The sequence below is a fragment of the Sporosarcina sp. ACRSL genome, from assembly GCF_022346605.1.
Lineage (GTDB): Bacteria > Bacillota > Bacilli > Bacillales_A > Planococcaceae > Sporosarcina.
In genome coordinates this window covers 47,635-61,081 of record NZ_JAKRNT010000011.1, presented here as the reverse complement: position 1 = coordinate 61,081, position 13,447 = coordinate 47,635, and the positions used below count along the sequence as shown (strand labels likewise).

Sequence of the window (13,447 nt, the reverse complement as noted above, 5' to 3'; positions counted from 1 at the left end):
TGCATAACAAAACTAACAACAACAGCTTCGGCGTACAGTCACTTGTACACTTTGAACAATACACCGGAACAATTGATTGAAAGTTATAAATCTACATACCAAATGAGTTGTACTTCATCCTTCACCGGAGCCTCATTGTAATACGCATATTCATCTATCTTACCTAAAGTCGCACCTTGTTTTTGATAAAATTTACAAGCCGGAACATTGTTATTTTGACATTCAATCTTCATCTGCCTAAACCCATTCAATCTAGACCATTCAACAGCCATCGAAAAAAGCTTTGTCCCAATGCCCTGTTGCTTGTATTGATCATCTATTCGTATATCCCATAACACAGTCATGTCGTCCCTGCCGTCGAGCATTTGAACACCTTCTGTTTTAGAGGCCACTGTTACAGCACCAATTGGAATGTCGTTATCGAATGCCATGAAAAAAACCCAATTTGTAATATCAAATTCATCGGCATATTGGCTTGCTTTTTCATATACTCCTAAATCTTTTATGTATTCCTCGACCGGGGACTCGATAAACAAAATTCCTCCTAATCCACATTCGATCTTTTCAAGTCGATAAATACTTTTTACACGGACAATCATCGGAATTTGGTCATATTGATCAAAGTAGGATGAATCGATTTCTTTGTATGTAATCATTTTCCTTCCTCCCCCAAAAAAGCACTGGCATCGTAACCAGTGCTCACAAGTAAAATATTGTTGTTCATTACACTCGGAGCGAGCCGCGGAAGCTTCTGGCAGCGTAGTAGGAATCGGCTCCGTTGTGATAGAGAAAGACCGTATCGTATCGACGATCACAAAAGAGCGCTCCCCCAAGTTTTCGAATGCGAGTTGGCGTCTCCACCCAGCTCGATGTTTTCAGATCGAATTTACCAAGCGTCTGCAACCAACGATATTGTTCTTCTGTTAACATGTCAATGCCCATAGCCTCAGCCATATCCATAGCGCTAGTTTCCGGCTTATGTTTTTTTCTTGCTTCTAAGGCTTCCCGATCATAACAAACACTTCTACGTCCTTTAGGACTTTCCGCTGAACAATCGTAAAAAATGAATTCGCCCGTATCTGTATCATAAGCAACAACATCCGGCTCACCACCGGTTTGTTCCATCTCTAAGAGCGACCGTAGTTTTTCTGGATTGGCCTCTAACTTTTCTTGAACTTGAGTCCATTCAAGGCCAGTATGGCGTTCCATATTGTTTGCAAAACGTTCTTTCAGTGTAATAATCAGTTCTTCATGTGTCATATTAGTCTCTCCTTTATATCGGGCGCCTCTGCAGCACACCAAACTCAACTAACTTTAATATGACCTGCTTTTGCCCATAATTCAACCTTTGCGTTTACCTCTTTTTAGTTTTTCGAGATTTTGCTTATGAAATCCCTTCCCAATTAACCAGATAGCCAAACTCATTTCATAAACACCTACAGGTAAAGCAATGATTCCCTTTGCTGTAGAAATAGGGTCCACAATACCAAACATGTCTAGTAAACCACCTATGAATACCATAACGGCTGTAACCATACCAAATAGCGCTAGTTTTCTTGGCACTAATCCAGTCTTATATAGTAAGTAACTGTACATGAGTGTATTTAAGCCTAACATTAAATTGGGACCCAACATAAATGTCCACCGATGAAATGATTGCAACAGTAAACCTGCAGCGTGAAGATACTCACTGGCTAAGTTGCCTTCTTCGTAATGTACACTAAGGTGCAATAGACCTAATATACTTACCAAACCGATTGCAATGAAAACAGCTTCCATATATCGAAAACATAGATATCCTAGAGCAATATGTTCGTTCCACCTCCGGAGATATGGAAACAGCATGACTGCTGTCCCAATAGCCGCACCTACTAGACAAACATCGTTTAGAACTCCTATTAACACCTTCGCATCTAATCCATTTGCCGCGGACATATACCATTGCTCTGACAGTACTGACTGATAAAAGACAACAGCTATGACGGAAGTGACCGCAGCTACAATATATAAAATGCCTATTATCAATCCATTCTTTCTATCCTGCGTCATACACTCCCCCCTCTACGGTGTTATCACAATCAAAAATGAACTGAATATCCACGAAGGTATGTCAGTTCACATTTAAATGGTACTTCAGTTCTTTTATTTGTTCGATATGTCGCTGTTCATGCAAATAGACCTGTTCAATCCATTGATCAAGAGGCAAATCACCTAAAGCGGGATGTTTGACCGATTTCTCCGTTAAGGTGGATAGATCATCAATTCCATTCAAAAAAGTCAGTAGTTTACTTCTAGATTCGTTTAACAGTTCAATGATTTGCTGAACTTCAAATGGTTCTACGCTAGGTTCAACAATTTGTGGTGCTTTCCATTTGTGCGTTCTGTCCGATAATTTTTGATCAATCCTCTTCCGTTCTATCGGGGCATTATCCCCCCTTTTTAATCCCCAATCAATCGCTTTTATCGTTGACTGTTCCACTAACACTAAATGGTGGCAAACTTGTGCGATACTCCAACCATTCATGTCAGGCTTACTATTGAATTGAACATCAGTTAAGGTAGCAATTTCTTTTATGAGGTCACTTCTCGTTTCATCCAAATTGTCATGTACCGACTTATTCATTAGGTTTCTGCCCTCCTGAGACATTGCTTTTATAGATTCTTATTTTATATATGTTCTCTGTGACGAATGTATTCTCCTTGGAGAACCCTTTGGTTATGAGGGGAACCAAAAAAATAACCTCTCCAAATAGAGAGGTCACTTCGTTACTGCACTGTATATCCGCCATCTAATACTACTGCTTGCCCGGTCATTCCTTTTGCTTCATTGCTTGAAAGGAATAATGCTAAATCAGCGATCTCCTTAACATCTAAAAGCCTCTTCTGTGGTACCAACGGATAAATGACTTCCTCCAATACAGACTCAAGTTGAACATTGCGTGTTATAGCTAAGTCTTGTAGCTGATTGCGCACCAACGGCGTGTCAACATATCCTGGACAAATCGCATTTACCGTAATTCCGTCTGCCGCCGTTTCAAGAGCAGCTACTTTTGTTAAACCGATGACACCATGCTTCGCCGAGTTATAGGCGGCTTTCCCTGCGAACCCGACGAGTCCATTGATGGACGCCATATTTAGGATTCGTCCAAAACCGTTTTTCCGCATATGCGGCAATACGAGCTTTGTTGCTATAAATGGCGCTGTCAGCATAAGTTTAACAAGGAACTCGAATCGGTCCGTCGGAAAATCCTCGAGCATCGCTACATGCTGCATCCCTGCATTATTAATGAGGATATCAATTTTCCCAAAATGATCGATTGCTTCATCGATTGCCTTTTGTAAGTCAACTTCGGATGTAACATCGCATTTGATACCAATTGCGTCTCCGCTTAGATTGTCGGCAGCTGCCTTCACTTTCTCCTCATGAATATCCGATAAAACAACCTTCGCACCGGCTTTGGAAAATTCTTGAGCAATTTCAAAACCGATCCCTTGTGCAGCTCCTGTTATAAATAAAACTTTTCCTTCCACCATATGAACTCCTCCTGAAACATAAATACAGAGCGCCTACGTGATATACCTTATGGATAACAACGTATTTTAAATCTATATTAGTTCGCTGTAGCTGAACCTAAATACGTTTTCACCAGACTATTATCCCTTAACAAATCTCGTGATTGTCCATGTAACTTCACCTCACCTACTTGTAAAACATAGGCTCGGTCAGATATGGCTAAAGCAGCCATGGCTAACTGCTCGACAACCATAACGGTCTTGCCAGCCTTCTTCAACTCTATTAGCGTGTCAAATATCTGTTTTACAAATATAGGTGATAAGCCCATCGATGGCTCATCCAGAATAACAAAATCAGGATCAGACATAAGCGCTCTGGATACAGCTAGCATCTGTTGCTCCCCACCGCTTAATGTACCTGCTTGCTGCCATCTTCTCTCCTTGAGTCTTGGAAATCTTTCGTATTCTCTTTCGATAAGCTCTTGGATTTTTTGTTTTTCTTTTTTAATCGAAAATGCACCTAAAATTAGATTATCCTCTACCGATTGATCACCAAAGACTTGACGACCTTGAGGGACATGGGAGATACCAAACCCTAAAATTTTATGTGCAGGAGTACCTGAAATCACATTATCCTTATAGAGAATCGTCCCCTCCTTTGCCTTCAGCAACCCGGTAATCGTGTTTAACAGTGTAGTTTTGCCAGCCCCATTCGGACCAATAACAGCAACAATTTCGCCTTCATTTACTTCCATTGATACTTTGTGTAAAGCAGATGCTTGCCCATAACTAACCGATAGATTTTGTACCTGCAACAAGCTCGTTCACCTCTTCCCCACCAAGATAGGCCTCAATTACCCTTGGATCGTTTTGAACAGTTTCAGGAGTTCCCTCACAAATTTTCTTACCGAAATCTAAAACTGTAATATAATCACAAATATTCATAACGATATCCATATGATGTTCAACCAAAATAATAGACAATCCTGCATTCTTTAAACGTTGGATTACATCCATGATTTTTTCAATTTCTACTGGACTCGCTCCTGCTGCTGGTTCATCTAGAATAAGCAATGAGGGTTTCAATGCTAACCCCCTAGCTATTTCAACTAATCGTTGTTCACCATATGATAAGTCAGATGCCTTTTCATGGGCTCTGTCTTCTAAGCCAACAATCCGTAGTAGATCATAGGCTTTTTGTGCATAGTGTCGCTCTTCGGCAGATACCTGACCTAGATACAATAGGTTCTTCAGGAAACCTGTTTTAAAGTGACGATGAAAACCAACCATGACGTTTTGTAAAACGCTAATGTCTTCAAACAACTGTAGATTTTGGAACGTTCTCGTAATTCCTTCTTCTGCAATACCATGAGGAGCATATTTTGTAATGTTCTTACCTCTCCAAAGGAGGCTTCCGCCAGTCGGCATATAGACCCCACTTAGAACGTTCACCGTCGTACTTTTTCCTGATCCATTTGGACCAATAATTCCGTGAACAGTCCCACCTAAAACTTCAATGTCAACATTGTCGACTGCTTTGAGTCCACCAAAATGCATCGAAATATTTTTTAACTCTAACAGCTTCCCGTCAATCCCATCGGGTAAATCGATTGTTGCCTCCTGATGATCGTGTAAGATTCCTAATTCAGTATTCACTTTTTTACTCGAAAACTTTTTAAAGAAAGAAAGCTTAGATAAGGCACCTACAATACCATCAGGTAATAGAACTAGGGCGATTAATAATATTCCACCAAAGATCATTAAGTGATAATCTACATAGTTGTGGAGGAATTGAGGTAACCCAACAATAATCGCTGTACCTATAATAGGACCTATTTTTGTTCCTGATCCACCGATTATAACCGCAATGAGGAACATAATCGATAAATGCAAATCAAAGGTTGTACTACTGACAAACTGGTTTTGAAAAGCGAACAGTCCGCCTCCTATTCCTGCTAAAAAAGCGGAGATAGAAAAGGCTAGTATTTTCCAATTTCGAACATTAATCCCTAGCACCTCTGATGCAACTTCACTATTTCCAAAAGCAATAAAGGTTCTTCCATAACGGCCTCTAAATATATTCGTCGCGCCTGCTGTGAATATAATTGCCAATAGACCGATAAACCACATATATTCAATCGGTCCAAGCTCAAAACCGAATAGGGATGGTTGCGAAGTTCTAAGTCCTGCAGGACCACCCGTGACATCTACCCAGCGGTTGGCGATAATACTAATTAATTCCCCAAAGGCGATTGTTACCATTGCCAAATATGGACCTTTCGCTCTTAAAGAAAGAAGTGCTACGACTGCCCCAAATACTGCAGCAATTAAGGCAGAGATCACAATACTAACGAAGAAATTCAATCCTACTTTCATGGTAAGGATGACAGATAAATAGGCTCCGATTGCATAAAATCCGACATGTCCCAAGGAAATCTGATTGGAGAGTCCCACGAGTAGATTTAACCCTACGATGACAATGTAGGTAATTAAAAATGACTGGACTACATGAATGGTATGAGCATTATTAAAAACCCACGGAAATGCATACAAGAGGACGAGCGGGATCACAATTTGATAAATCCACCATTTTGCTTTTATCATTTTAGAACTTCTCCTTTACTCGTTTTCCAAATAACCCCTGAGGAAGGACTGCTAAAATGACAAGAATTAAGAAGAATGCAGCAGCTTCTTTCATGGATGTACTGTATAAAGTAAAGAGATTTTCTAACACCCCAAGCAGTAGTCCTCCGATAAATATGCCTCGTGGATTCTCGATACCGCCAATAATTGCAACCGCAAATGCTTTTAATCCTAGAAAAAGACCAATAAATGCACCTGGATGAACCATCGGCCCGACTAAAACTCCACCTACTCCTGCCAGAATCCCTGCAATGATAAATGCTATGGAAGCCATTAATCGAGGATTAATGCCCATTAATGAAGCAGCATCTCTATTGAAGGCAACTGCTTCAAGCGCCTTTCCAAATAAGGATTTCTTTAAGAAGATGTATAGTAGGAACATAATAACGGCAGCACTAACGAGTACAAATATTTCATGATAGCGGATTTTCAATATACCTAAATCTAAAATGGCGCGTCCAAAAGGTGAGGGGGCCATTAATACATCTCTTCCCCAAATAAGCATTGCTACGTTTCTTACAATCATCGCAACGGCTACAGTACTTAAAATCCACCCAATAGAATGCCAACTTTTTAATGGACGGATAGCGACTTGTTGCAATCCCCAACCAGAAATTGCCAATATAACGATTACCACAAGTAATGATGCTAAAAAGGCAATCCATACTCCCCCACCTGAAGTAGTTACTGCCGTGAATGTGGATAATCCAATAAGTGAACCAAGCATGACAAAGTCACCTTGACCAAAGTTCATCGTTCTAGTGGTAATAAAGGTAATATAGTAGCCTTGGGCAATGATTGCGTAAATGCTTCCATACACGAGCCCATTAACAATGGCTTTGATGATATCTGTTAGTAAATCCAAAGCAAACGCCCCCTTGTAAAATGCTACAAAATTCAGCAGCGGTGAAAAGGGAAATCTTCATAGATTACCCTTTTGCACCTAATTATATGCACCTTTCCCTCGCGACTAAAACAGGACTAAATAACGTTAAACGTCAACATGTTGACTCTTTTATTCTGCTGAAACAATTTGTAAATCTTCGTTATAGGTGGCGATGAATACTTCGTCAATACCAAATGCTTCATGGTTATCTTTAGTGAAAGGTGTTGATTTAATTGCTGTTACACCATCGAAGTCCGTGAAGGACTCAATTTGATCCCGAATTTTTTCACTATCCAAACCAACCTTTTTTATTGCATCTAAGATAAGTTTTGCACTGTCATATCCTTGTGCTGTGGCAATAGGGAATACATCCTCACCGTACGTATCCACTACTCTTTTATGGAATGCTTTTGCTTTATCATTTTGGTCAATCGTATATGACTGTACGAAGAATAGATCACCCAATACAAGATCCCCAACTAAATTTAAAACAGTAGGGTCACCCGTAGCCCAAGTCGCGTAAATAGGAGCATTCAACCCTTCATTGAAACGAGCTTCAAGTAACTTGGCTGACTGTGGTGCAAGTCCGTAGAAGATGACTGCCTCCACCCCTGCATTATTCATTTCTCGAATAGAAGGCTCAAGATTCAATTCCTTTGGATCAAAGGCTGAAATAGCAGTCGGTTCCATATTGTAGACTTCCTTCATTTGCTTTACAATATCATCCCTACCACCTTGGCCGTACCCTTCCGTATCATGGATGACACCAAGTTTTGTCAGTCCTTGTTTTTCGATAAGTTCTTTTAAAATAGCGGACACTTGAACCCCATCAAGAGGAGCTACACGGAAAATATAGTTTTTATCGGCATCTTTATACTCTTGTGTAATTTTTGTCCCTGTAGCTACTGGTACAACTTCAGGGATTTTTGCCTCTTGAACAAATGGAATATGAGCCATGGCATTCCCGGAGTTAGCAGGTCCAACGAGGGCCACAATTTTATCTTGATTAATTAACTTTTGAACAATCTCGATCGACTTTTCCGGTTTCGCTTCATCATCATAGAGGACTAAATTTGCCATTTTCCCTTCAAAACCGCCAGCGTCGTTAAAGTCCTTAATAGCTAGGTCCACACCCCTTTTTACTCCTTCACCAAATAGAGCTGTTCCACCTGACATAGAAATAGCTAACCCTAGGTTAAAGGTCTCTTGTCCTGAAGATTTACTAGAATTACTAGTATTTGATGCATTTGTTTCTTTTACCTGTGGACTACATCCTGCTAAAATTGTAAATAATACCAGAAACGCTACTAGAAAGATTGAACTTGATTTTCTCAAAATAATTCCTCCCCTTTTTAATAAACCCAAAGTTCCCCATCCAATCTTCAATCCTCATGCAATTACCGATGCTACAGCTTGTCTTCCTTGGACCACCTCCAACAAAAGTAAACGCTTTCATTCATTTAATCAAAGCTTATGAAAACTTGCAAACCCTTATTTTAAGACGTTTTACGAGGGACATAGAAAAAACAGTCCGATAATCCGGACTGTTTTTTTCCAGCATATAAACAACGCATTGTAGGAAGTCCGAATTTCCGGATTACTGTCCTGAAATTCGGAAAATAGGTCAAAAGCCATATTTTTTCAACTTTTCATAAAACGTACTTCTGCTTAGCCCTAAAACCTTTGCCGCTTCTCTTCGATTCGGGTAGATCTGAAGGGTTTCAGAAATTAAGTTCCTCTCCAATTGTTCAACTGCTTCCTGTAACGTTTGGGCATGGTTCGAATAGTACCGGGACTTGATTCGAACTTCTTGAGGCAAGACACTAGGGAGGATTACGTCTCCATTTGTTAAATAGACTGCCGCTTGAATGACATTTTGCAATTCCCTTACATTCCCCGGCCAACTATATTCTTTCAAATATTGCATCGTCTCCGGTGCAATGGAAAGATTGCGCTTTCCCACTTTTGCAATCGTATCGTAAAAAAAGTGATTCGCGATTTCCTCGAAATCATCCATTCGCTGACGAAGTGGAGGAATGTGCAGGGTAATTGCATGAACCCGATAATACAGATCCTCACGCAACTTCCCCGATTCCATTAAGGTTTTCAGCGGTTGATTTACAGCAGCGATAATTCGGACGTTTACTTTACTTGCTTTGTGTGATCCAATCGGTTCAATCGTACCTTCCTGGAGCGCACGCAATAATTTAACTTGCATTGCTAGTGGCATGTCCCCTAAATCCTCAAAGAACAATGTACCGCCTTCGGCTTGATGGAATCTCCCTTTTCTTTGGATTTGCCCGGTAGGTCCAACACTTCCAAAAAGCTCAAGTTCAAGAAACTCCACTGGAATTAATGCACAGTTCACTTTCACAAAAGGCTTCTCAGAGCGATTCGATCGATAATGAATACTTTGCGCAAACATTTCCTTTCCTGTCCCGCTTTCTCCCTGAATCAATATAGGTAAATCACTCGGAGCAATCATTTGAATCGTCTCTTTGACCGATTTAATCGCATCAGAGGACCCAAGTATATCCTGAAGCTGAAAAATCGTTTTCTCTGTTTCCTGTCCAATTTTTATTTTCTCCATTGTCGTTTTCACATGAGAGCTCAAATTATGCCAATCGTTTAAGTCTCGGAAAATGACACTTCCGAAAGCCCCTACAATTTCCCCGTCAACTCGTAATGGTACCCGGTTCGCTAACATATAGGTTCCTTTAATAAAGTGCGGTGAGGCTATATGCACTTCACCTGACTCTACCACTTCATGCATACGAGTGTTTTCAATGACTTCATTTACAGGCTTTCCGATTGCTTCTTCACGAGTCGTTTCGAGGAATTTACAGTATTCTTCATTGATATATAGAATGTTCGTCTCTTTATCAACGACAACAAACCATTGAAAAGCATTCTCCAGGATCTCCAATAAGACTGACTCCGTTAATCGATCCGTCACCGCATTCATAATACCCCTCCCTCATATTCTCTAATGTGAATATCTTCTCAGAATAGTAAATATAGTGCAAATAGAATAATTTTGGTAGTCCCCGATTGTGAAAGACAAAAGAGGTGAGAGCCTTCCGAAACGAAAGGATCTCACCTCAAGTGATTGGTTATTGATTTAAATCGTAAATCTGACCTTTAATTAAGTACGCAGCACTTTCCGCGATGTTTGTAATGTGGTCGGCAGTGCGTTCAAGATAACGGTTGATGAATAGTAATTGGACGAGCTGTGTTGTTTGCTCAGGATGTGTACGCAAGTATTCCGTGATGCTTTTGTATGTTTCTGCATAAGCATTGTCGACGATATCGTCCAAAGCGGCGACTTCCTTCGCGTACTCCATATTTCCATCGATGAAGGCTGTAACTGCCTTTTTAAGCATGTCAAGGGATACTTCATTCATTTTCTCAAGACTTGTAATGTTGATCAGTGATTCAGTATTTCCGATTTTAGCTGTCGCTTTCGCGATGTTTACGGCGAAATCGGCAATTCGTTCAATATCAGAAGTGATTTTTAATGACGCAATAATTCTTCGCAAATCCGTTGCAAATGGTGTCTCTTTTGCAATGAGCCACACTGCAAATTGATTGATTTCATGGTCAAGATTATCAATTACTGTGTCTTCATCAATGACTCGTAACGCTAATTCAACATCTTGTGTTTTGAAAGCAGTGAACGCTTTTTCGAATGCAGATACGGTTAGCGCGTTCATCTCCATCATTTTGTTTTGTAACTGTTGCAAGTTCTTGTCAAAGTTTTTTCGTACGTTCATCATCACAGTCACCTCTCATGTCATCATTTTGGCCTTTGCGCAATTAACCGAAACGACCTGTTACATAATCTTCTGTTCTTTGGTCTTTCGGATTGGAAAAGACGGAATTCGTGACGTCATATTCAATAACTTCTCCATTTAGGAAAAATGCAGTTTTGTCCGATACCCGGGCAGCCTGCTGCATATTATGTGTCACAATTACAATTGTATATGCTTTTTTCAATTGTGCAATCAATTCTTCAACTTTTAACGTAGAAATCGGGTCAAGTGCGGAAGTAGGCTCGTCCATAAGAATGACATCTGGCTTCATCGCAATGGCACGGGCAATACAAACCCTTTGTTGCTGACCACCTGAAAGGCCAAGTGCGGAGGATTTCAGTCTGTCTTTCACTTCATCCCAAATTGCAGCTCCGCGCAAACTTTCCTCAACGATTTTGTTCAATTCTTTCTTGTTTTTAATGCCTTGAGCCCGCGGACCGTACGCAACATTATCGTAAATGCTCATCGGGAATAAATTCGGCTTCTGGAATACCATGCCGACTTTTGTACGCAGTTTAATGACATCCGCTGATTTATAAATATCTTCTTTGTCGATAACGATGTCCCCGCTGATTTTAACGCCATCGATAAGATCGTTCATCCTATTCAACGTTCGGAGAAACGTTGACTTCCCGCAACCCGAAGGCCCGATTAACGCGGTTACTTTCTTCTCTTCAATATCTAACGACACATCAAATAGTGCCTGCTTCTCTCCGTAAAATAGATTCAAATCTTTTACACTGATCTTGGCTGTTCCCTCTGATTGCTTCATAAGCGCTCATTTTTCCTCCTTCAACTTCTATATCCCGCTCAAAAACTTGATTTGCACGCTATTGTACTATTAAAAATCTGCTTTGTTTAACTTCTTGGAAATGAACGTAGCCAAGAAGTTCAAAGCTAGTATAAGGACGATTAACACGATTCCAATTGCAGCTGCAAGTTCTATATCTCCCGCCTCCTGAGTAACTAAGAAGGAATGGACCGTTAATGTCCTTGCAGAGGAGAAAATACCGGAAGGCATCGCTGCCACAGTTCCAGCTGTTAAAAAGATCGCAGCGGACTCACCAATAATCCGTCCCATGGAAAGAATAATACCTGCCAGTATTCCAGGCATTGAACTTGGTAAGATGACTTTTGCAAGTGTTTGAAGCTTCGTTGTTCCTAAAGCTAAAGAACCTTCACGATATGCTTGAGGCACCGTTTTCAGTGCTTCTTCAGTTGTACGAATCACGACCGGCAATACGATAATTGTCAACGTCAAGGAAGCAGAAATGATCGACATGCCAAGTTTTAACGTCGTCACAAAGAATACTGCCCCGAACAATCCATAGATGATCGAAGGAATCCCCGTTAAGCTTTCTGTCGCAAAACGGATTGTTTTTACGAGCCGGCCTTGCTTTGCATACTCTTGAAGGTACACCGCTGCCAAAATTCCGATAGGCGTTGCAATAACAAGTGAAATAACGATTGTGTATACGGTCGTGACGATCATCGGCCAAATTCCACCGCCACCCGTTGGTGAATAATCTCCGAAGATAAATTCAAAATTGATAAGACGGTACCCTTTATAAAAAATGTATCCAACAATGAGCAATAAAATCGCAACTGTGACGAAAGCTGAAAACCATAGAAGTCCGCGCAATAAGTTATCTTTAAACGTTCTCATCTTAGTTAGCACCCCTTGCACTGATTTTTGCCAAAACGAAATTCAAAATCAAGATGAAGGAGAACAATACAATCCCTGTTGCGAACAACATTTCTTGATGGACACCTGCAGCATAACCCATTTCCAATGCAATATTTGTTGTCAACGGGCGGACACTGTCTGTCAAGCTTGTAGGAATGATCAAACTGTTTCCTGCTATTAAAATAACTGCCATCGTCTCACCGATCGCTCGTCCTAAACCTAAAACAACGGCTGCCATAATTCCGGACTTCGCTGCTGGTACGACTACTTTAAAAATGGTGCCGATTTCGGAAGCACCAAGTGCCAAAGAACCTTCACGATATGTTCTTGGAACAGCACGGATCGCCGTTTCAGCTACCGTCACAATTGTCGGAAGCATCATGATCGCTAATACGATAATGACTGCTATCAAGCTTTGCCCTTTCGCTAAACCTAAGTTATTTTGCAAAAACGGCACGATGATCGCTAGTCCAAAAACACCATATAAAACAGATGGAATTCCTGCTAGCAACTGTACTGCTGGCGAAATGATTTTCGCAAACCGCTTTGGCGCGATTTCCGATAGGAAGATTGCTGTGAACAATCCAATGGGCACGCCTATGATCAATGCACCAATTGTTGCATAAATGGAAGCGACAATCATTGGGAAGATACCGAATTTATCTTCACTCGGCACCCAATCTACGCCAAAGATGAAATCCAAGAAGCTGTAGCCCTCTGCTATGAACGGATGAGAACCTCTATAAAATACAAAGCCGACGATTAACAACAAACTGAACACTGATAATAGCGCACAGAATAAGAAAAGCTTTGATGATAAGCTTTCCAATATATATTTACTTCTATTTGATTTACCGTTACCTATATTTTGGTTTTCAATAGGTGGGCTTGTCATGATTGCATTCC

The 13,447-nt window shown here is 40.6% G+C and carries 14 protein-coding genes; all 14 read right to left on the bottom strand.

All coding sequences use genetic code 11. The annotated features are described in order from the left end of the window. Positions 1-83: 83 nt before the first annotated feature. The 14 genes from MHZ92_RS16415 to pstC all read right to left on the bottom strand — a co-directional run bounded on the left by MHZ92_RS16415 (position 84) and on the right by pstC (position 13,436). Positions 84-656, bottom strand: a complete 573-nt coding sequence (locus tag MHZ92_RS16415) for a GNAT family N-acetyltransferase (RefSeq protein ID WP_239432791.1) — start codon at positions 654-656, stop codon at positions 84-86. Between the two features lie 67 nt (positions 657-723). After that, the gene (locus MHZ92_RS16410; protein ID WP_239432790.1) at positions 724-1,260 is read right to left on the bottom strand and encodes a DUF4256 domain-containing protein; all 537 of its coding nucleotides are present in this window, start codon (positions 1,258-1,260) and stop codon (positions 724-726) included. An 81-nt stretch (positions 1,261-1,341) separates the two neighbouring features. Beyond that, positions 1,342-2,049, bottom strand: a complete 708-nt coding sequence (locus tag MHZ92_RS16405) for a DUF4386 domain-containing protein (protein ID WP_239432789.1) — start codon at positions 2,047-2,049, stop codon at positions 1,342-1,344. A 61-nt stretch (positions 2,050-2,110) separates the two neighbouring features. Then, on the bottom strand, positions 2,111-2,623 hold the full coding sequence (locus MHZ92_RS16400) for a DinB family protein (RefSeq protein WP_239432788.1): 513 nt from the start codon (positions 2,621-2,623) through the stop codon (positions 2,111-2,113). A gap of 143 nt (positions 2,624-2,766) precedes the next feature. Then, on the bottom strand, positions 2,767-3,534 hold the full coding sequence (locus MHZ92_RS16395) for a 3-hydroxybutyrate dehydrogenase (protein ID WP_239432787.1): 768 nt from the start codon (positions 3,532-3,534) through the stop codon (positions 2,767-2,769). A 77-nt stretch (positions 3,535-3,611) separates the two neighbouring features. After that, the gene (locus tag MHZ92_RS16390) at positions 3,612-4,331 is read right to left on the bottom strand and encodes an ABC transporter ATP-binding protein (protein ID WP_239432786.1); all 720 of its coding nucleotides are present in this window, start codon (positions 4,329-4,331) and stop codon (positions 3,612-3,614) included. Further along, positions 4,303-6,117: a branched-chain amino acid ABC transporter ATP-binding protein/permease gene (locus MHZ92_RS16385; RefSeq protein WP_239432785.1), complete on the bottom strand. Its 1,815-nt coding sequence runs from the start codon at positions 6,115-6,117 to the stop codon at positions 4,303-4,305. The genes MHZ92_RS16390 and MHZ92_RS16385 overlap by 29 nt, the downstream gene beginning before the upstream one ends. Before the next feature lies 1 nt (position 6,118). Beyond that, entirely contained in the window at positions 6,119-7,021 is a 903-nt protein-coding gene (locus MHZ92_RS16380; RefSeq protein WP_239432784.1) for a branched-chain amino acid ABC transporter permease, read from the bottom strand. Between the two features lie 150 nt (positions 7,022-7,171). Continuing rightward, positions 7,172-8,428 (bottom strand): ABC transporter substrate-binding protein, encoded by a 1,257-nt coding sequence (locus MHZ92_RS16375; protein WP_239432783.1) that lies wholly within the window; start codon positions 8,426-8,428, stop codon positions 7,172-7,174. Between the two features lie 238 nt (positions 8,429-8,666). After that, complete coding sequence (locus MHZ92_RS16370) at positions 8,667-10,007, bottom strand: sigma-54 interaction domain-containing protein (protein ID WP_239432782.1); 1,341 nt, start codon at positions 10,005-10,007, stop codon at positions 8,667-8,669. 148 nt (positions 10,008-10,155) lie between these two features. Beyond that, positions 10,156-10,815, bottom strand: coding sequence for a phosphate signaling complex protein PhoU (gene phoU / locus MHZ92_RS16365; RefSeq protein ID WP_239432781.1), 660 nt, complete (start codon positions 10,813-10,815; stop codon positions 10,156-10,158). A 43-nt stretch (positions 10,816-10,858) separates the two neighbouring features. Beyond that, a complete protein-coding gene (pstB, locus tag MHZ92_RS16360) occupies positions 10,859-11,626 on the bottom strand; it encodes a phosphate ABC transporter ATP-binding protein PstB (protein ID WP_239432780.1) in 768 nt (255 codons plus the stop codon). A gap of 69 nt (positions 11,627-11,695) precedes the next feature. Beyond that, positions 11,696-12,520, bottom strand: coding sequence for a phosphate ABC transporter permease PstA (gene pstA / locus MHZ92_RS16355; RefSeq protein ID WP_239432779.1), 825 nt, complete (start codon positions 12,518-12,520; stop codon positions 11,696-11,698). A gap of 1 nt (position 12,521) precedes the next feature. Then, positions 12,522-13,436 (bottom strand): phosphate ABC transporter permease subunit PstC, encoded by a 915-nt coding sequence (gene pstC / locus MHZ92_RS16350; RefSeq protein WP_239432778.1) that lies wholly within the window; start codon positions 13,434-13,436, stop codon positions 12,522-12,524. Positions 13,437-13,447: the final 11 nt, after the last annotated feature.